Below are 17,943 nucleotides of genomic sequence, written 5' to 3' on the forward strand. Positions count from 1 at the left end.
CCGGGAGACGACCATGAAGATTGCATTTATCGGCCTGGGCAACATGGGCGCGCCCATGGCCCGCAACCTGATCAAGGCTGGCCACGCGCTGAACCTGTTTGACCTGAACCAGACAGTGCTCAAGGAACTGGCCGAACTGGGCGGCAGCATCAGCGATTCACCCCGTGATGCCGCAAGCGGCGCGGAACTGGTGATCACCATGCTGCCGGCTGCGGCCCATGTGCGCAGCGTCTGGCTCGGTGAAGACGGCGTATTGGCCGCCATCGGCAAAGGCGTACCGGCGGTGGATTGCAGCACCATCGACCCGCAAACCATCCGCGATGTCGCCGCTGCGGCGGCCAAGCAAGGCGTTGCAGTCGCCGACGCACCGGTCTCCGGCGGCACCGGCGGCGCCGCAGCAGGGACGCTGACCTTCATGGTCGGCGCCAACCCGGAACTGTTCGCCACCCTGCAACCGGTGCTGGCGCAGATGGGCCGCAACATCGTGCACTGCGGTGAAGTCGGCACCGGTCAGATCGCCAAGATCTGCAACAACCTGCTGCTGGGTATCAGCATGGTCGGCGTCAGCGAAGCCATGGCGTTGGGCGATGCACTGGGCATCGACACCCAGGTGCTGGCGGGGATCATCAACAGCTCCACCGGGCGTTGCTGGAGTTCTGACACCTACAACCCGTGGCCGGGTGTGATTGAAACCGCGCCGTCGTCCCGTGGTTATACCGGTGGGTTTGGTGCTGACCTGATGCTCAAGGATTTGGGGCTGGCGACTGAAGCGGCACGCCAGGCTAAGCAACCTGTGATTCTGGGCGCGGTGGCGCAGCAGTTGTATCAAGCGATGAGTCAGCGCGGGGAAGGCGGGAAGGATTTCTCGGCGATTATCAACAGTTATCGCAAACCTGAAAAACCTTGAATTCATCCTGAACTCAAGGCAACGCTCGATCTTGGTATCGTTTGCGCCGTTTCCAAGAATCTGATCGTTATGGCACGTCGATACGCGAACGCCCTCAAGTACGTGATCTTCCAATCACAGTCGAAAAAGTCGGCGCTGGCTGCATTCGCTGACCAATGGACTGAGTTGGGAGATCAATCACTCGATGCTTCAAAAGTCCGCCTTGATGTCATTGATGCTCGTGCAATTGAGGCCTTCAACCGCTGGGGAGGAGATGCTCAGTTTCCCTGGGAGGATGTTCCTGATTGGAAGGCCTTGGATGTCAAAGGGTTTGATTTGTCCATCTGGCATGACGAGCAGCTATGCGGCCTTTGTTACGCCACACCTCGTGACAGCAAAGTCACCATTAAAATAGTGCTCCTGGAAGGGAGTCCAGATAGTCAACATCCTTTGAAGGGCCTGATTGCCGCGCTTGCCCTTGGTGCCATCGACGCCTATGCGCGTGTCATTGGTTGCTCGTGTATCGAGATTCAGGAACCGCGGCCCGATGCCATGTCTACTTATGCGCGACTTGGCTTCGAATATGACGAAAAGCAGCGCCTTGTGATTTCAGTCGAGCGCTCCTAGTATTGGGCACACATACAAGGCTTACAGAGGCTTGGTCTGATGAAAACGACTACCCGGAAAACAAATGCGCAATTGGTCGCAGATTTTTCTGCCGAGGCTAAAAAGCTTGGTGGATTGATGTCAGCCAATCAAAAGAGATTTTTCAGCATTGCGATTGAACATGGCAAAGACATGGAGCCAGCAGGCCCCTTGGCTGGCAAGAGTCGCTGAGCCGTATGAAAGAAAACCGCCCTTAACGGCGGTTTTTTTGTTTGTGAACTCGACCGACGATTCAATCAAGCAAACACAAAATACTTACGCACTGTCTCAACCACTTCCCACGTCCCCTTCATCCCCGGTTCCACCACAAAGATATCCCCAGCCCGCAGATGAATCGGCTCCAGGCCTTCTGGGGTGATGATGCAGTAGCCTTCCTGGAAGTGGCAGTATTCCCACTTCACATAGTCCACGTACCACTTGCCCGGTGTGCAGATCCAGGTGCCCATGATCTTGCTGCCGTCTTCGCTGGTGTAGGCGTTGAGGTTGACGGTGTGCGGGTCGCCTTCGAGCTTTTCCCATTTGCAGGCATCCAGGACCGGCAAGGGGTGGGTGTCACGCAGTACGGTGATGGGCTTGGACATGATGTCTCCGAGGCAGGGAATGGAAAGATGCACCCTAAGGCCTTGGGCGCAGGGCCAGTGGTCTGAACTCGACATCGGGATGTCCAGAAGCGCAGCCGCCTGCGATTCATCTGACACCCTGAAACCTAATGTGGGAGCGGGCTTGCTCGCGAAAGCGGCGGATCAGACAACACATCTGTGACTGATACACCGCATTCGCGAGCAAGCCCGCTCCCACATGGGTTCTGTGTTGACTGTTGTGTAGTGTGCAGATGACATTTTCAATCACCAATCAGCCATTTCCTCGCAGTAAGTGCGAAAGATTTCCCACTTCGCGCCAGAATTCGCAAGAAAATTCGCAGCAGGCCCTCGTATCATTCACTCCAGTAACCGCCGAGAGCCTTGAAATGAACCCAATAAAAACGTGGTGGGATATCAGCCCGCCCTTGAGTACGGCGACCCCGACCTGGCCGGGGGACACGCCGTTCCAGGAAGAGCGCGTGTGGCAATTCGGCCCGGAGTGCCCGGTGAATGTCGGGCGCATAACCCTGTCGCCGCACACCGGCGCCCATGTGGATGCGCCGCTGCATTACAGCGCGGACGGTGCGCCGATCGGCGAGGTGTCGCTGGACGTGTACATGGGCCCGTGCCGCGTCTTGCATTGCCTGGGCAGCGGCGCGCTGGTGCAGCCGCATCAGCTCGAAGGCCGTGTGGATAACTTGCCCGAGCGCGTGCTGCTGCGCACTTATCCACAAGCGCCGCTCACCGAATGGGATTCGAACTTCACCGCCATCGCCCCGCAAACCATTGAACTGCTGGCCAGCCTGGGCGTGCGTTTGATCGGCATCGACACCCCGTCCCTGGACCCGCAACAGTCCAAGACCATGGATTCCCACAATGCCGTGGCGCGCCATGGCATGGCGATACTCGAAGGCATCGTGCTCGATGACGTACCGGAGGGCGACTATGAACTGATCGCGCTGCCGCTGCGCTTTGCCAACCTCGACGCGAGCCCGGTCCGCGCCATTCTCCGCCCGCTCAAGGAGCCCACGCGATGAGCCAATGTCCCTTCTCTGCTGACTACCAACCGCCCGAAGAATGGCACAACGCCGAACTGAATTTCTCCGAGTCCATGAGCTACGGCGATTACCTGGACCTGGGCAAAGTCCTCAGTGCCCAGCACCCGCTGTCGCCGGACCACAACGAAATGCTCTTCATCATCCAGCACCAGACCTCTGAGCTGTGGATGAAACTGATGCTCCACGAACTCAAGGCCGCCCGCGAACACGTGCGCCTGGGGGAGTTGCCGCCGGCGTTCAAGATGCTCGCGCGGGTGTCGCGCATCTTCGATCAACTGGTACACGCCTGGGCGGTGCTGGCGACCATGACGCCATCGGAATACAAGGCGATCCGCCCGTTCCTCGGGCAGTCGTCGGGATTCCAGTCGTTCCAGTACCGTGAGATCGAATTTATCCTCGGCAATAAAAGCGCGGCGTTGTTGCGGCCCCATGCTCATCGGCCAGAACTGCTGAACGAGTTGAAAGTGGCGATTGCCACGCCGTCGCTGTACGACGAGGCGATCAATCTGATGCTCAAGGCGGGCCTGACGATTGATCCAAAACGCGCCGAGCGCGACCCGACGGCGGCGACGGTACACGATGAATCCGTGGAAGCGGCGTGGCGCGAGGTGTATCGCGATCCGAGCCGTTACTGGGATTTGTATCAGTTGGCCGAGAAGTTTATCGACCTGGAGGATTCGTTCCGCCAGTGGCGCTTCCGGCATGTGACCACGGTGGAGCGGATTATCGGTTTCCAGCCGGGCACCGGCGGCACTGAAGGTGTGGGGTATTTGCGCAAGATGCTCGACACGGTGTTGTTTCCCGAGTTGTGGCGAGTACGCTCAACCCTCTAAACAAAAAAGCCCCGGATCACCGGGGCTTCTTCATTTTGGAATGCAATCAAAACTGTGGGAGCGGGCTTGCTCGCTCCCACATTAGGTTACTGCGCCACGGCTACTTTGCCGTTTTTCACCCGCAACCGATACGCCACATAGATAATCCCCACCCACACCGGCATCGCAAACACCGAATTGCGAATCCCCGGAATCGCCAGCATCACGCTGATGATCACCACCATGAACGCCAGGCACAGGTAGTTGCTGAACGGGAACCAGAAGGTCTTGAACGACGGCGTCACGCCTTGCTCGCCCATGGCCTTGCGGAACTTGATGTGGGTCAGGCTGATCAGCGCCCAGTTGATCATCAAGGACGCAACCACCAGCGCAAACAACAACTCCAGCGCACTGTGGGGCGCCACGTAGTTGACCACCACGCACAGCATCGTCACCAGTGCCGAAATCGCCAGGGCGCGCAGCGGTACGCCTTGTTTGTTCAGCTTCATCAGCGCTTTCGGCGCATCGCCTTGCTCGGCCAGGCCGAACAGCATGCGGCTGTTGCAGTACACGCCGCTGTTGTACACCGACAGCGCCGCGGTCAGCACCACGAAGTTGAGGATGTGCGCCGCGGTGTCATTGCCGATCAGCGAGAAGATCTGCACAAACGGGCTGCCGCTGTAGGCATCGCCCGACGCGCCGAGGGTTTGCAGCAGTTGGTCCCACGGGTACAGCGACAGCAGCACGGTGAGGGCGCCGACGTAGAAAATCAGGATCCGGTACACCACCTGGTTGATCGCTTTCGGGATCACCTTGCGTGGCTCGCTGGCCTCGGCGGCAGTGATGCCCACCAGTTCCAGGCCACCAAACGAGAACATGATGAACGCCATCGACATCAACAGCCCCATGCCGCCGTTCGGGAAGAACCCGCCGTGGCTCCACAGGTTGCTGATGGACGCCTGCGGGCCGCCGGTGCCGCTGAACAACAGGTAGCAGCCGAGCACGATCATGCCGACAATCGCCACCACCTTGATGATCGCGAACCAGAACTCGGCTTCACCAAAGAACTTCACGTTCAGGGTGTTGATCAGGTTCACCGCGACAAAGAACACCAGCGCACTGACCCAGGTCGGAATCTCCGGCCACCAGAACTGGATGTACTTGCCCACGGCCGTCAGTTCGGCCATGCCCACCAGCACGTAGAGCACCCAGTAGTTCCAGCCGGCGAGGAAACCTGCGTAACCGCCCCAGTACTTGTGCGCGAAGTGGCTGAAAGAACCGGCCACCGGCTCTTCGACGATCATCTCGCCGAGTTGGCGCATGATCAGGAACGCGATAAAACCCGCGATTGCGTAGCCGAGGATCATCGACGGGCCCGCCGACTTGAGCACCCCGGCCGAGCCGAGGAACAACCCCGTGCCAATCGCCCCTCCCAAGGCGATCAGCTGAATGTGCCGGTTCTTCAGGCCTCGCTTGAGGCCTACCGGGTTAACCATGTCATCCGCCATTAACATTCCCTTCTACTTGTTTTTCTCAGGGTTGAGTGCACGCCGCATCAGCCCCTCAGAAGTGCTGAGGGGTCAGATATTACTCTGCGTAAACTTTTCGTAATACAGCTGAACGCCAACAAGTGCCTGATCCGCCAGCCATTGCTGGATGGATTCGACCATTGGAGGGGGGCCGCACAGGTACATATCCGCCGAACTGTCCCGCAATTGCGCCAGGTCGAAATGCTCGGTGAGGTAGCCGCGTTTGCCGAGCCATTGCGGCGAGGGCGCGCTGAGGACTTCGGTGTAGCGAAACCCCGGAATTTTCCCGGCATAGGCCTGGATGCGCGCCGCTTCGCACAAGTCCTCGGCGCCGCGTACGCCGTAATACAGGTGCACCGGCTGCTCGCAACCGTTGGCGGCCAGCTCATCAAGCATGCCCAGCAACGCCGACAACCCGGTGCCGCCCGCCACCAGCACCAGCGGCTGGGTCACATGGCGCAGGTAGAAGGCCCCCAGCGGCGCCTCCATCAACAGCTCATCGCCCACTTGGCAGCGTTCGCGCAAGTAGTTGCTCATCACGCCGTCGGGCAGCAGGCGCACTAGAAATTGCAGCTGGGTGCCCGGCCGGTTGGCAAACGAGTACGAGCGCCAACTGTCCGTGCCCGGCACCGCAATGCGTGCATATTGGCCGGGCAGAAAATCCAGCGCCTGGTCCAGCTGTACGTGCAGGATCGCCGTACTGGCCGAGACCTGCTCCACCGCGCTCACCGTCCCGCGTACCTGCACCGGCCCCGGCGCGTTGCACAGGCTCGAATCGAAGTCGAAGTAGAAGGTCGCGTCGGACCTCACCCGCGTCTGGCAACTGAGCATCTTGCGCTGTTGCAGGTCGAGGCTGGACAGGGCTTCTTCGTCCACATAGTCCTGGCTGTAATCGCCGGATTCGCAACGGCCCTGGCAGGTGCCGCACACGCCTTCGCGGCAATCCAGGGGGATCTTGATGCCATTGCGCAGTGCGGCATCCAGCAGGATTTCATGGCTGCCCACTGGAAAGAACAGGGTCTTGCCGTCGGCAAAACTGAACGCCACTTTGTGATTCATTTTCCAGACTCCACACGCTCAACCCTGTGGCGAGGGAGCTTGCTCCCGCTGGGCTGCGCAGCGGCCCCAAAAAGCTTGGGAGCGCTGCGCACTCCAGCGGGAGCAAGCTCCCTCGCCACAAAAAAAGCGCATCGTGGTTAGAGGTGATAGAAATCCAGCACCGAGTTGATCGTGTCGTTGAGCAACAACGCATGCTTGCGCGTGATCAGCCAACTGTCGCCATGGGGCTTGAGGCTATAAGTGGCGTGGCCGTAGAACTGCTCCGAAGTGGCCAGACGATAAAACAGCGTGTGCCAGTTCAACTTCACTTGCAGCGTGCCGTCGGCCTGCTCGGCAATGCGCACGTTATTGATCAGGTGCAAGGTGCGCGGCATCGGCGTCGCCGACGCGGCCTTGCCAGTGCGCAGGCGGAACACGCGGTCTTCCAGGCCCGAGCGGTTGGCGTAATAGATCAGCGACATCTCGCGCTTGGGGTCGCGGGTATAGACGTGTTCCGAGTCCCATTGCGGCAGGTGGAATTCACTGTGGGGGTCGAACAGCTGCACGTAGGCGTCCCAGTCCTGGGCGTCGCACAGCTCGGACTTGCGGTAGAAGAACTGTTCGATCTGGTACTGCAACTGGGCATTCATCACTCCACCTCCCGCAGTGTCAGCGCTTGTTTGTCGAGGCCGTTGAGGAGGAAGCGTTGCCAGTTGCGGTGCTGGTTCACGTAGAGGCCTTCGTGGGTGAATTCGGTACCGGTCATCGCCGGTTGGATGCCGATGGCTTCGCTGTTGGGCGTGGGCCCGGTTTGCCAGCGGTGGCTGCCGCGGGAGATATCGCTCCAGCGTTCCAGCCGGCCCTGGAAACCGCGCTGGGCTTCGCGGAATTCCACGAGGTCGTCTGGCGTGCCCATGCCGGAGACGTTGAAGAAGTCTTCAAACTGGCGGATGCGGTTTTCGCGGTCCGCATCGGACTCGCCCTTCACCCCCAGGCATTGGCTGATGATCTCGGTCTTGTTCCACGCCACCGGGCGGATGATGCGCAGTTGCGAGCTGATCTGGTCGAGAAAGAACAGGCTCGGGTAGATGTTCAGGTTGCGCAGGCGATGCATCATCCATTCGGCTTTTTGCTGGCCATGTTCGGAGGCCAGGCGCGGCATGATGGTGGCGTAGCCGGAGCGCACGCTCGGGTTGGGCATGTCGCTGAACAGCACGCTGTGGCCGTTGTTGAAGGCAAACCAGCCGTCATCGGTATTCGCATCGCCGGCGCCGAGTTTGCTGTAGTCCAGCGTGCTGCCGGAGGCAGTGCCGTTTTCCGTGTTCACCTGCTGGCGATGCTGCACGGTGGCCACGTAGTTGTAGTGCACGGTGCTGACGTGATAACCGTCCAGGCCGTTTTCGTTCTGCAGCTTCCAGTTGCCGTCGTAGGTGTAGGCGGACTTGCCCGGCAGCACTTCCAGCTCACCGCTGGCGGACTGGGCGACCATCATGTCGAAGAACACTTTCGCGTCGCCGAGGAAGTCTTCCAGGCTGTCGGTGCCATTCACATCCAGGCTGATAAACACAAAACCCTCGTAGCTTTCGATACGGGCTTTTTTCAGTCCGCGCGTCGCCTTGTCGAAACCTTCCGGGTATTCCCCCGGCGCCTTGACCTTCACCAGCCGGCCATCGCTCTTGTAGCACCAGGCGTGGAACGGGCAGGTAAATGTGGACTGGTTGCCCTTGCCGACCCGCGTCAACGTGGTGCCGCGATGCTGGCAGGCGTTGATCAGCGCATTCAGGTGGCCCTCGCCGTCGCGGGTGATGATCATCGGCTGGCGCCCGGCGCGCATCGTCACGAAGTCGTGGTTATTGGCCAGTTCGCTTTCGTGGCAGGCGTAGATCCAGTTTTTCTCGAAGATCAGTTCCATCTCCAGGTCGAACAGTTGCGGCTCGGTGAACATGTCGCGGGCGATGCGGAACACCTCGTCCACCGGGCGAAAATCCAGACAACCTTCGATAAACGTTTTCCACTGCTCGACGCTTCTTGCACCACTCATGGGAGGCACCTTTTTGATAGGGGCTAATCGGTGGTTTATTAGAGGCAGTGGGGCAGGGCGCGGGCTATCCGCTTAATCGGGGAAGGTGCGCCGGATAATTGGGCAGCAAATACCCACAGCGGTGCAGGGCGGTGACGTAATGCGCTACTGTCTTGGCGGGCAATTGCCGGAAAAGTCTTACGTTTATCCACATAATCTGCCGGTGCTATCCACTCAGTGGCAATGCCCCCGGCGTGGCGTGGAACTTGCTGTCGATCACTAACAATGACGCGCCGCCAGAGCGCGCAAACGCCTAACCGCCGTGGGTGCATCCTGATGAGCAGCCAAACGATTCAACGTTTCGACCTGGAGGGCGCCCGCAGCTGGATGTCCGGTATCTGTGGGCCCCATCGACTGACCACCGCCACACCCGAGCGCTTGCGCTTCCACCACAGCGCCAATGTGCTCAAGTCCCGCGCCACCACCTTGGGCGTGATCGAATACGGCACCGACGTGACCATCGACATCGAAGACGCCGAGCACTTCAGCAGCTACAGCCTGAGCCTGCCCCTGGAAGGCGAACAGGAGTTGAGCAAGAACGGTGAGTGCCTGAGTTCCAACCGTGACCAAGGCGTGATCATCTCGCCCAACGAGCATCAGGTGCTGGCGATTTCCGGCGACTGCCGCAAGTTGCAGGTGGTGATCACACGGGCGGCGATGAGCGAGTCCCTGGAAGGTTTACTGCAACGCCCTATCGACACGCCGCTGCGCTTTGAGTCGGTGATGGATGCGGTGGAGGGCGCGTCGGCGTCTTGGTGGCGCATGGCGCGCTACTTTATTGCCGAGCTGGAATGCAGCAGTGAATTGTATGAACAGGCGGCGTTTACCCGGGACCTGGAAAGCTCGCTGATCAAGGGCTTGATCCTCGCGCAGCCGAACAACTATTCAGAAGAACTGCGCGATGTACTGGGGGTGAAGTTGCCGCACTACCTGATCCGGGCGCGGCAGTTTATCCACGACAACGCCCGCGAAGCCGTGCACCTGGAAGATCTGGAAGCCGCTGCCGGGGTGTCGCGGTTCAAGCTGTTCGATGCGTTTCGCAAGTATTTTGCCCTGTCGCCCATGGTCTATTTGAAGAAGTACCGGTTGAGTGCGGTGCGTCAGGAGATTCTTGAGCATGGTGCGACGCGGACCATTTCCGAGATTGCCTTGGGCTGGGGGTTTACGCATTTGGGCAGGTTCTCGGCGGAGTACCGCAAGTTGTTCGATGAGTCACCCAGCCAGACACTGCAACGCAAGCGCCTGCGCATTGCCTGAACCTTGTGGAGATCAAAAACTGTGGGAGCGGGCTTGCTCGCGAAAGCGGTGGGTCAGCAATACATGTGCAAGCTGACCCACCGCTTTCGCGAGCAAGCCCGCTCCCACACAAACTCACTCTCACAGGAGAATTGCAGTGTTTGTGAGACCTCAGATCAGTTCTTCCACCAACTGCAAACAATGCCTCAACCCCGGCGACTGATCATTCACCCGTCGGCTGAGGATGATCGGCGACGTCGCCGTGGCCTCCACCACCGGCGTATAGCCAATATCCGCCCGGTGCAGCACCTGCACCGACGCCGGCACCAGCGTCACGCCCATCCCGGCGCCGACCAGGCCGATGGCGGTCTGCAACTCGTTGGTCCACTGCGCTACCTGGAGGCTCAAGCCATGGGCGTCGAACAAGGCGATCACATGGTCGGCATAGCTGGGGCGCGGGTTGCCGGGGTAGAGCACAAACGGCTCGGCGGCCAACTGCGCCAGCGTGGCGGGCGCGGCGAGCAACGGGTGGCCGGCGGGCAGCACGGCCACCAGGCGGTCTTCCACCAACACGCGCTGGACGATGGCCGGATCGTCGATGCGAATCCGCCCGAAGCCCACATCGATGCGCCCGGCCTTGAGCGCTTCGACCTGCTGCAAGGTGGTCATTTCCGACAGGCCCAGTTCCAGCTCCAGCGCCTCGTGGTTGCGCAGGCGGCGGATCAACTCCGGCAGCACACCGTACAACGTCGAGGGCGCAAAGCCGATGCCCAGCCAGGTCTTCTCGCCCTGGCCAATGCGTCGGGTGTTGTCGCACACCTTGTGCAGTTGCTCCAGCAACACATTGGCGTGTTCATAGAAAAACCGCCCGGCCTCGGTCAGCCGCAACGGGCGGCCGCGCTCCAGCAGGATCACGCCCAATTCATCTTCCAATTGCTGGATCTGCCGGCTCAGCGGCGGCTGGGCAATGTGCAGGCGTTCGGCGGCGCGGGTGAAGTTGAGGGTTTCGCCCAGCACCTGGAAATAGCGCAGGTGACGCAGTTCCATGTCAGCTCCCTTCATACCTTGAGAGTATTGTTTGAGACTAATTCTATATTGGAACCCAGAAAAAATGCGGGACAGAATCGACACAAATCTATAAAGAACCCAACGGGTATTGCCATGCCGATTTGCGCCATCGAGTCGATCGAGACGATTATTGTCGATCTGCCTACCATCCGCCCGCACAAGCTGGCGATGCACACCATGCAAAACCAGACGCTGGTAATCATCCGCCTGCGTTGCGCCGACGGCATCGAAGGCATCGGCGAGGCCACCACCATCGGCGGCTTGAGCTATGGCAACGAAAGCCCGGACAGCATCAAGGTCAACATCGATCGCCACTTTGCGCCGCTGCTGATCGGCCAGGATGCGAGCAATATCAACGCCGCCATGTTGCGCCTGGAGCGCAGCATCCGTGGCAACACCTTTGCCAAGTCCGGCATCGAAAGCGCCTTGCTCGACGCCTTGGGCAAACGCCTGAACCTGCCGGTCAGCGAACTGCTCGGCGGCCGTGTGCGCGATGCGCTGCCGGTGGCTTGGACGCTGGCCAGCGGCAACACCGAAAAAGACATCGCCGAGGCCGAGAAAATGCTCGACCTGCGCCGTCACCGCATCTTCAAGTTGAAGATCGGTGCCGGCGAAGTCAGCCAGGACCTGGCCCATGTGATCGCGATCAAAAAAGCCTTGGGCGACCGCGCCAGTGTGCGGGTGGACGTCAATCAGGCCTGGGATGAAGCCGTCGCCCTGCGTGCCTGCAAGGTGTTGGGCGACAACGGTATCGATCTGATCGAGCAGCCGATCTCGCGCAACAACCGTGGCGGCATGGCCCGGCTCAACCTGTCGAGCCCGGCGCCGATCATGGCGGATGAGTCCATCGAGTGCGTGGAAGATGCCTTCAACCTGGCCCGCGAAGGCGCGGCTTCGGTGTTCGCCCTCAAGATCGCCAAGAACGGCGGCCCGCGTGCCGTGTTGCGCACCGCGGCGATTGCCGAAGCGGCCGGCATCGGCCTGTACGGCGGCACCATGCTCGAAGGTGGCATCGGTACCTTGGCCTCGGCCCATGCGTTCCTGACCCTGAACAAACTGGCGTGGGACACCGAGCTGTTTGGCCCGCTGCTGCTGACCGAAGACATCCTCGCCGAGCCGCTGGTGTACCGCGACTTCCACCTGCATGTCTCCACCGCCCCGGGCCTGGGCCTGGCCATTGATGAAGAGCGCCTGGCGTTCTTCCGTCGTGACAAACACTAAGAGGCGCCTGCCATGTTGTTCCACGTAAAAATGACCGTGAACCTGCCGCTGGACATGCACCCCGAGCGCGCAGCCGCCCTCAAGGCCGAAGAAAAAGCCCTGGCGCAGCGCCTGCAACACGAGGGCAAATGGCGCCACCTGTGGCGCATCGCCGGGCTCTACGCCAACTACAGCGTGTTCGATGTCGACAGCGTGCAAGAACTGCACGACCTGCTGATGCAACTGCCGCTTTACCCCTACATGGCCATCGAAGTGAACGCGCTGTGCCGGCACCCTTCGTCGATTCATGAGGACGACCGTTAAGCCTGTTTTCAACACTAATAATTACAAGATGAGGATTGCACCATGTCCATCCGAATTTCCCAGACTGCCCATGCCCAACGGTTTCTCGAAGAAGCCAGCGGCAACCTCAACGACGGCGGCAACCCGCGCACCAAGGCGTTGATCTACCGAATCCTGCGGGACACGGTGAACATCATCGAAGACCTGGAAGTGACCCCGGAAGAATTCTGGAAGGCGGTCAACTACCTCAACGAGCTGGGCAAGAACCAGGAAGCGGGTTTGCTCGCTGCCGGGTTGGGCCTGGAGCACTACCTGGACTTGCTGATGGACGCGGCCGACGAGGAAGCCGGCAAATCCGGCGGCACGCCACGCACCATCGAAGGCCCGCTGTACGTGGCCGGGGCGCCGCTCTCCCAATACGAAGCACGGCTGGACGATGGCACCGACGCGGCAGCGCCGCTGTTCATGCGCGGCCAGGTGCGCGACACCGACGGCAAGCCGCTGGCCGGGGCGATTGTCGATGTGTGGCAGGCCAACACGGGCGGGACTTACTCGTGGTTTGACCCTTCCCAGTCCGAGTTCAACCTGCGCCGCCGCATCGAGACCGATGCCCAGGGCAACTATCGTTTCCGTAGCATCGTGCCGTCAGGCTACGGTTGCCCGCCGACCGGGCCGACCCAGCAGTTGCTCGATCAACTGGGCCGCCACGGGCAGCGGCCGGCGCATATTCACTTCTTTATCTCGGCGCCGGGGCATCGGCACCTGACCACGCAGATCAACCTGTCGGATGATCCATACCTGCACGATGATTTTGCCTACGCGACGCGGGATGAGTTGATTGCCGAGATTCGTTTCAGTGACGATCAGCAGCTGGCGCGGGAGTTTGGGGTAGAAGGGCGGTTTGCGCAGATTGATTTTGACTTTGAGCTGCAGTCCTCGGCTGCGCCGGTAGAGCAGAAACGCATGCAGCGCGTGCGCGCCCTCGAAGACTAAACGCGGTTAAAAATGTGGGAGCGGGCTTGCTCGCGAAAGCGGAGTATCAGTCGCCATTTGCGGTGGCTGACCCACCGCATTCGCGAGCAAGCCCGCTCCCACACAAGCCCGCTCCCACAGGGTTTTGTGGTGTTGCCGCTATTTGCGGATGACCAAGTCAAGCACCTCATCCCGATCCTTGATCTTCTGCAACACAATCTCCGAACGGATATCCATCACCCCCGCTGTGCGGTTCAGGTGGTTCACGATAAAGTCCGAAAAGTGCTTGAGATTGCGCGCTTGCACCCGCAGCACATAGTTGCTCGCGCCGGTGATCACATAGGCACTGGCCACTTCCGGCCAGCCTTGCACCTTCTTGATGAACGTCTCATGCCAATCCTCCACATCCTGGCGCAGGGACAGGTGGACGATGGCTTCCAACTCGATGCCCAACTGCTCGGCATTCAGCACGGCGCGGTAGCCACTGATCACACCCTCGCTTTCCAGCAGGCGCAAACGGCGCAGGCAGGCGGACGGTGACAGCGCGACTTTCTCTGCCAGTTCCTGGTTGCTGATACGCCCATCCTGTTGCAGAAAATGCAGGAGGCGCAGGTCGGTGGCGTCGAGAATCATGCTTAGAATAAATCCGCGTGTTTAGGGGTTTAATTCGAATTTCCTACAGCTTAATTAGCTTGTTACCCAGCACTTTGCACGAAAATTCTCTAAATCTTCGTTCATTATTTGGTTCATCCTTACTTATAAAAACCAGGACAGACCATGACCACCCGAAGCCATTGCCAAACCCTCGACGATCAAGACCCGCTGGCGCCGCTGCGCCAGCAGTTCGCCTTGCCCGACGGCGTCATCTACCTCGACGGCAACTCCCTCGGCGCCCGTCCGGTGACGGCGCTGGCGCGGGCGCAACAGGTGATCAGCGAGGAGTGGGGCAATGGCTTGATCCGCAGCTGGAACAGCGCCGGCTGGGCCGAATTGTCCCAACGCCTGGGCAATCGCCTGGCCCCGTTGATCGGCGCGCGCGACGGCGAAGTGGTGATCACCGATACCACCTCGATCAACCTGTTCAAGGTGCTCAGCGCCGCGTTGACGGTGCAGCGCCAGCGTCACCCGCAGCGCAAGGTGATCGTTAGCGAAGCGAGCAACTTTCCCACCGACCTGTACATCGCCGAAGGCCTGGCCGAGCTGCTGCAACAGGGTTACTCCCTGCGGCTGGTCAACAGCCCGGACGAGTTGCCACACGCCATCGACGCCGACGTGGCGGTAGTGATGCTCACCCACGTCAACTACAAGACCGGCTACATGTACGACATGCAGGCGCTCACTGCGTTGAGCCACGAATGCGGCGCGCTGAGTATCTGGGACCTGGCGCATTCGGCAGGCGCCGTGCCCATCGACCTGCACCAGGCCGCTGCCGATTACGCGATTGGTTGCACCTACAAATACCTCAATGGCGGCCCGGGTTCCCAGGCGTTTGTGTGGGTCAACCCGGCGCTGGTGGACCTGGTGCGCCAGCCGTTGTCGGGCTGGTTTGGGCATACGCGCCAGTTCGCCATGGAATCGGCCTATGCGCCGAGCGCCGGTATTGCCCGTTACCTGTGCGGCACCCAGCCGATCACCTCGCTGGCCATGGTGGAATGCGGCCTGGAGATTTTTGCGCAGACCGATATGGCCAGCTTGCGCCGCAAATCCCTGGCGTTGACCGACTTGTTCATCGCGTTGGTCGAAGCGCGTTGCGCTGCCCACGGGCTGGTGCTGATCACCCCGCGTGAACACGCCAAGCGCGGCAGTCACGTGAGTTTTGAACACCCTGAAGGTTATGCGGTGATCCAGGCCCTGATCGCCCGGGGCGTGATCGGTGACTACCGCGAGCCGCGCATCATGCGGTTTGGGTTTACGCCGTTGTACACAAGCTTTACCGAGGTATTTGATGCCGTGGAGATCCTCGGTGAAATCCTCGATCAGCGCACCTGGGACCAGCCACAATTCAAAGTCAGAAATAGCGTCACCTGACACAACACATATCAACATGTGGAGTGGGCTTGTGTGGGAGCGGGCTTGCTCGCGAAAGCGGTAGATCAGCAATACATGTGCAAGCTGACCCACCGCATTCGCGAGCAAGCCCGCTCCCACAGGGGATCTGCGTCAATATTCAAACCGTGCAATCACAATAATAAAGGGGCACACCACGTGACCACGCCAGACACCGGCTTTGCAGAAATTACCCAACGCGAACTGGGCCTGAGGCGCCAGCTCACTTCCGGCCAGATGAGCATGATCGCCATCGGCGGCGCCATTGGCACCGGGCTGTTCATGGGCAGCGCCTACGCCATCGGTTATGCCGGGCCCAGCGTACTGGTGAGCTACGCCATCGGCGCGTTGATCACCTTGCTGTTGATGGGTTGCCTGGCGGAGATGACGGTGGCCCATTCCACCTCTGGCTCCTTTGGTGCCTACGCCGAGTTCTATATCAGCCCGCTGGCCGGGTTCCTGGTGCGTTATGCCTATTGGGCGGCGATTGTGCTGGCGGTGGGCGCCGAGGTCACGGCGGTGGCGATGTACATGAAGTACTGGTTCGCCAACGTGCCGGAGTGGGTGTGGATCGTGTCGTTTTCCAGCGTACTGATCCTGCTCAACGCCATCAGCGTGAAGACCTTCGGTAACTTCGAATACTGGTTCTCGACGATCAAGATCAGCGCCATCGTCGGCTTCATCATCCTGGCGGTGTACGTGGTGTTCGGTTCCGGCAACCCGGAATACGGCGTGCAGAACTACACGGCCCACGACGGCTTTTTCCCCCATGGCCTGAGCGGTATGTGGATGGCGGTGATCGTGTCAATCTTCAGTTACCTGAGCGTGGAGATGATCGCCGTGGCGGCCGGTGAAGCGGCCGACCCGGAACAGGCGGTGAAAAAAGCCTTCCGCGCCACCATTGTGCGGCTGGTGGTGTTTTACCTGCTGACCCTGGCGCTGATGCTCGCCATCGTGCCGTGGAACCAGGCCGGGCAGACCCAGAGCCCGTTCGTCACGGTGATGCAGACCATCGGCATTCCCGGCGCCACCGGGGTGATGAACTTCGTGATCCTGATCGCGGCGCTGTCGGCAATGAACAGCCAGTTGTATATCACCACGCGCATGATGTTCAGCCTGTCCCGCGCCGGGTTCGCGCCCAAGTCCATGGGCGCCCTGAGCAAGAGCGGCATCCCGTTGAACGCGCTGTTGCTGTCCAGCTCGGGCATTGCCCTGGCGACCCTGCTCAACGTGGTGTACCCGGAAAGCTCGTTCACCCTGATGATGGCGATCTCGATGTTTGGTGCGATCTTCACCTGGTTCATGATCTTTCTCACGCACCTGTTCTTCCGCCGCTATCGCAAGCGCCATGGCGGGCCGAAGCTGTCGTTCCAGCTGCGCCTGTTTCCCTACAGCACGCTGCTGGGCCTGGTGCTGATGGGCGCGGTGATGATCACCACGTACTTCACTGAGGCGTTCAAGATGACCCTGGTGTTTGGCGTGCCGTTCCTGCTGATTCTGTCGGCGGTGTATTACGGGTTCTTCCGCAAGGGGCGGGCCAAGGTGTCAGACAAGGCTCTGGCGTAACCGGGCAGTTGATCGAACGAGCGTGCGGCTAACAACAGGCGGCGACGGGCCCAGTCTTCATTGAGCGGCTGGGTCTTGAAGCGCTGCGCTGCCGGCCACCGCTGCAGTGCGGCCTGGGGCACGATGCCCAGGCCGACGCCGCCGGCGACCATGCGGATCACTCCATCAAAGCCCTCGGCGCGAATCCGTGTGTGCAGGCGAAACCCGGCGTGCAACGCCTGTTCCTCCAGGTACACCGCCAGTGCGCTGCTGGCGGCCAGGCCGACGTAGTCGTGTTGCAGGCTGTCGATAAAGCTCACGCTGCCCACGGCCAGGGGATGGTCCAGCGGCATGATCAACACCAGCGGGTCGTCGCGAAAGGGCTTGGTCTGCAAGCCGTGGGTGTCTACTGCGTCGGAAATAATCCCGAGGTCCGCCGTGCCCTGGCGCAACGCCTGGGTGATGCGCAGGCTGGGCAGCTCTTGCAGGTCGATATCGAGGTTGGGGTGTTCGTGCAGAAAGTCCGCGAGCAATTCCGGCAGGTATTCGCTCAGGGCCGTGGTGTTGCACAGCAGGCGCACCTGGCCTTTGCTGCCGTTGGCGTATTCGGCCAGGTCCTGTTGCAGGTGCTCGGCCTGTTGCAGCAGCAGGCGGGCGTGGCGGGCGAGGGCAGTGCCGGCGGGTGTTGGGGTGACACCACGGCGGCCGCGGTCAAGGAATTCGATGCCCAGTGAAGCTTCCATGGCGCGGATGCGTGCGCTCGCGGCGGCCAGGGACAAATGGCTGCGGGCGGCGCCGGCGGTGATGTTGCCGGTGTCGAGGATGTGCAGGTAGAGGCGCAGGTCGATCAGGTCAAAGTGCATGGTCCGGGTTCTCGGGTGGTTGGGCTGGCCTCTTCGCGAGCAAGCCCGCTCCCACATTCG

General features: G+C 60.6%; 19 protein-coding genes. 11 read left to right on the top strand and 8 right to left on the bottom strand.

Annotation, left to right across the window (positions count from 1 at the left end; all coding sequences use genetic code 11):
- Positions 1-13: 13 nt before the first annotated feature.
- From mmsB to DBR46_RS30375, 3 genes are all read left to right on the top strand, one after another.
- Complete coding sequence (mmsB, locus tag DBR46_RS24520; RefSeq protein ID WP_124528295.1) at positions 14-907, top strand: 3-hydroxyisobutyrate dehydrogenase; 894 nt, start codon at positions 14-16, stop codon at positions 905-907.
- Between the two features lie 69 nt (positions 908-976).
- Positions 977-1,513, top strand: coding sequence for an N-acetyltransferase (locus tag DBR46_RS24525; RefSeq protein ID WP_124528296.1), 537 nt, complete (start codon positions 977-979; stop codon positions 1,511-1,513).
- Between the two features lie 39 nt (positions 1,514-1,552).
- On the top strand, positions 1,553-1,723 hold the full coding sequence (locus tag DBR46_RS30375) for a hypothetical protein (protein WP_177325351.1): 171 nt from the start codon (positions 1,553-1,555) through the stop codon (positions 1,721-1,723).
- 65 nt (positions 1,724-1,788) lie between these two features.
- Here DBR46_RS30375 and DBR46_RS24530 read toward each other — a convergent pair whose 3' ends face one another.
- Positions 1,789-2,133 (bottom strand): cupin domain-containing protein, encoded by a 345-nt coding sequence (locus DBR46_RS24530; RefSeq protein WP_010206533.1) that lies wholly within the window; start codon positions 2,131-2,133, stop codon positions 1,789-1,791.
- A gap of 386 nt (positions 2,134-2,519) precedes the next feature.
- Between DBR46_RS24530 and kynB the strand changes: the two genes are divergently transcribed.
- Together kynB and kynA are read left to right on the top strand one after the other, a co-directional pair.
- Positions 2,520-3,170, top strand: a complete 651-nt coding sequence (gene kynB / locus DBR46_RS24535) for an arylformamidase (protein ID WP_124528297.1) — start codon at positions 2,520-2,522, stop codon at positions 3,168-3,170.
- Entirely contained in the window at positions 3,167-4,024 is an 858-nt protein-coding gene (kynA, locus tag DBR46_RS24540) for a tryptophan 2,3-dioxygenase (RefSeq protein WP_124528298.1), read from the top strand. The genes kynB and kynA overlap by 4 nt, the downstream gene beginning before the upstream one ends.
- Positions 4,025-4,110: 86 nt before the next feature.
- Here kynA and DBR46_RS24545 read toward each other — a convergent pair whose 3' ends face one another.
- From DBR46_RS24545 to antA, 4 genes are all read right to left on the bottom strand, one after another.
- Positions 4,111-5,511: an amino acid permease gene (locus tag DBR46_RS24545; RefSeq protein WP_124528299.1), complete on the bottom strand. Its 1,401-nt coding sequence runs from the start codon at positions 5,509-5,511 to the stop codon at positions 4,111-4,113.
- A 72-nt stretch (positions 5,512-5,583) separates the two neighbouring features.
- Entirely contained in the window at positions 5,584-6,591 is a 1,008-nt protein-coding gene (gene antC / locus DBR46_RS24550; RefSeq protein WP_124528300.1) for an anthranilate 1,2-dioxygenase electron transfer component AntC, read from the bottom strand.
- 137 nt (positions 6,592-6,728) lie between these two features.
- Entirely contained in the window at positions 6,729-7,220 is a 492-nt protein-coding gene (gene antB / locus DBR46_RS24555; protein WP_124528301.1) for an anthranilate 1,2-dioxygenase small subunit, read from the bottom strand.
- Positions 7,220-8,611 (bottom strand): anthranilate 1,2-dioxygenase large subunit, encoded by a 1,392-nt coding sequence (gene antA, locus DBR46_RS24560; RefSeq protein ID WP_124528302.1) that lies wholly within the window; start codon positions 8,609-8,611, stop codon positions 7,220-7,222. Before antA ends, antB begins: the two co-directional genes overlap by 1 nt.
- Before the next feature lie 315 nt (positions 8,612-8,926).
- Here antA and DBR46_RS24565 point away from each other — a divergent pair, with 315 nt between their 5' ends.
- Positions 8,927-9,907, top strand: a complete 981-nt coding sequence (locus DBR46_RS24565) for a helix-turn-helix domain-containing protein (protein WP_124528303.1) — start codon at positions 8,927-8,929, stop codon at positions 9,905-9,907.
- Between the two features lie 150 nt (positions 9,908-10,057).
- Here DBR46_RS24565 and DBR46_RS24575 read toward each other — a convergent pair whose 3' ends face one another.
- Positions 10,058-10,933: a LysR family transcriptional regulator gene (locus tag DBR46_RS24575; RefSeq protein WP_124528304.1), complete on the bottom strand. Its 876-nt coding sequence runs from the start codon at positions 10,931-10,933 to the stop codon at positions 10,058-10,060.
- Between the two features lie 114 nt (positions 10,934-11,047).
- On the opposite strand from DBR46_RS24575, the gene DBR46_RS24580 reads away from it, so the two are divergent.
- From DBR46_RS24580 to catA, 3 genes are read left to right on the top strand one after another with little or no spacing between them, the layout of a single operon-like run.
- Positions 11,048-12,175, top strand: coding sequence for a muconate cycloisomerase family protein (locus DBR46_RS24580; RefSeq protein ID WP_124528305.1), 1,128 nt, complete (start codon positions 11,048-11,050; stop codon positions 12,173-12,175).
- Between the two features lie 12 nt (positions 12,176-12,187).
- Positions 12,188-12,478: a muconolactone Delta-isomerase gene (gene catC, locus DBR46_RS24585; RefSeq protein WP_017735004.1), complete on the top strand. Its 291-nt coding sequence runs from the start codon at positions 12,188-12,190 to the stop codon at positions 12,476-12,478.
- Positions 12,479-12,520: 42 nt separating this feature from the next.
- Complete coding sequence (gene catA, locus DBR46_RS24590) at positions 12,521-13,450, top strand: catechol 1,2-dioxygenase (protein ID WP_124528306.1); 930 nt, start codon at positions 12,521-12,523, stop codon at positions 13,448-13,450.
- Between the two features lie 138 nt (positions 13,451-13,588).
- Here the strand turns inward: catA and DBR46_RS24595 are convergent, their stop codons facing one another.
- Positions 13,589-14,062 carry an Lrp/AsnC family transcriptional regulator gene (locus DBR46_RS24595; RefSeq protein ID WP_058420006.1) on the bottom strand — a complete coding sequence of 158 codons (474 nt, stop codon included), beginning with the start codon at positions 14,060-14,062 and terminating at the stop codon, positions 13,589-13,591.
- A 144-nt stretch (positions 14,063-14,206) separates the two neighbouring features.
- Between DBR46_RS24595 and kynU the strand changes: the two genes are divergently transcribed.
- Together kynU and DBR46_RS24605 are read left to right on the top strand one after the other, a co-directional pair.
- A complete protein-coding gene (gene kynU, locus DBR46_RS24600) occupies positions 14,207-15,457 on the top strand; it encodes a kynureninase (RefSeq protein WP_124528307.1) in 1,251 nt (416 codons plus the stop codon).
- A gap of 177 nt (positions 15,458-15,634) precedes the next feature.
- Positions 15,635-17,041: an amino acid permease gene (locus DBR46_RS24605; RefSeq protein WP_124528308.1), complete on the top strand. Its 1,407-nt coding sequence runs from the start codon at positions 15,635-15,637 to the stop codon at positions 17,039-17,041.
- On the opposite strand, the gene DBR46_RS24610 is transcribed toward DBR46_RS24605, so the two are convergent.
- Positions 16,987-17,883: a LysR substrate-binding domain-containing protein gene (locus DBR46_RS24610; RefSeq protein WP_124528309.1), complete on the bottom strand. Its 897-nt coding sequence runs from the start codon at positions 17,881-17,883 to the stop codon at positions 16,987-16,989. The genes DBR46_RS24605 and DBR46_RS24610 overlap by 55 nt on opposite strands.
- Between the last annotated feature and the right edge of the window lie 60 nt (positions 17,884-17,943).

Origin of the sequence: Pseudomonas sp. KBW05 (assembly GCF_003852405.1) — a bacterium.
Classification (GTDB): Bacteria; Pseudomonadota; Gammaproteobacteria; order Pseudomonadales; family Pseudomonadaceae; genus Aquipseudomonas.

What these genes read in the sequence shown, in the direction of transcription:
- DBR46_RS24580 (WP_124528305.1), top strand. Translation starts at nt 11,048, where the DNA reads ATGCCGATTTGCGCCATCGAGTCGATCGAGACGATTATTGTCGATCTG.
- antA (WP_124528302.1), bottom strand. Translation starts at nt 8,611, where the DNA reads ATGAGTGGTGCAAGAAGCGTCGAGCAGTGGAAAACGTTTATCGAAGGT.
- kynU (WP_124528307.1), top strand. Translation starts at nt 14,207, where the DNA reads ATGACCACCCGAAGCCATTGCCAAACCCTCGACGATCAAGACCCGCTG.
- DBR46_RS24575 (WP_124528304.1), bottom strand. Translation starts at nt 10,933, where the DNA reads ATGGAACTGCGTCACCTGCGCTATTTCCAGGTGCTGGGCGAAACCCTC.
- DBR46_RS24545 (WP_124528299.1), bottom strand. Translation starts at nt 5,511, where the DNA reads ATGGCGGATGACATGGTTAACCCGGTAGGCCTCAAGCGAGGCCTGAAG.
- DBR46_RS24595 (WP_058420006.1), bottom strand. Translation starts at nt 14,062, where the DNA reads ATGATTCTCGACGCCACCGACCTGCGCCTCCTGCATTTTCTGCAACAG.
- DBR46_RS24610 (WP_124528309.1), bottom strand. Translation starts at nt 17,883, where the DNA reads ATGCACTTTGACCTGATCGACCTGCGCCTCTACCTGCACATCCTCGAC.
- kynA (WP_124528298.1), top strand. Translation starts at nt 3,167, where the DNA reads ATGAGCCAATGTCCCTTCTCTGCTGACTACCAACCGCCCGAAGAATGG.
- antC (WP_124528300.1), bottom strand. Translation starts at nt 6,591, where the DNA reads ATGAATCACAAAGTGGCGTTCAGTTTTGCCGACGGCAAGACCCTGTTC.
- mmsB (WP_124528295.1), top strand. Translation starts at nt 14, where the DNA reads ATGAAGATTGCATTTATCGGCCTGGGCAACATGGGCGCGCCCATGGCC.
- catC (WP_017735004.1), top strand. Translation starts at nt 12,188, where the DNA reads ATGTTGTTCCACGTAAAAATGACCGTGAACCTGCCGCTGGACATGCAC.
- catA (WP_124528306.1), top strand. Translation starts at nt 12,521, where the DNA reads ATGTCCATCCGAATTTCCCAGACTGCCCATGCCCAACGGTTTCTCGAA.
- DBR46_RS24525 (WP_124528296.1), top strand. Translation starts at nt 977, where the DNA reads ATGGCACGTCGATACGCGAACGCCCTCAAGTACGTGATCTTCCAATCA.
- antB (WP_124528301.1), bottom strand. Translation starts at nt 7,220, where the DNA reads ATGAATGCCCAGTTGCAGTACCAGATCGAACAGTTCTTCTACCGCAAG.
- kynB (WP_124528297.1), top strand. Translation starts at nt 2,520, where the DNA reads ATGAACCCAATAAAAACGTGGTGGGATATCAGCCCGCCCTTGAGTACG.
- DBR46_RS30375 (WP_177325351.1), top strand. Translation starts at nt 1,553, where the DNA reads ATGAAAACGACTACCCGGAAAACAAATGCGCAATTGGTCGCAGATTTT.
- DBR46_RS24530 (WP_010206533.1), bottom strand. Translation starts at nt 2,133, where the DNA reads ATGTCCAAGCCCATCACCGTACTGCGTGACACCCACCCCTTGCCGGTC.
- DBR46_RS24565 (WP_124528303.1), top strand. Translation starts at nt 8,927, where the DNA reads ATGAGCAGCCAAACGATTCAACGTTTCGACCTGGAGGGCGCCCGCAGC.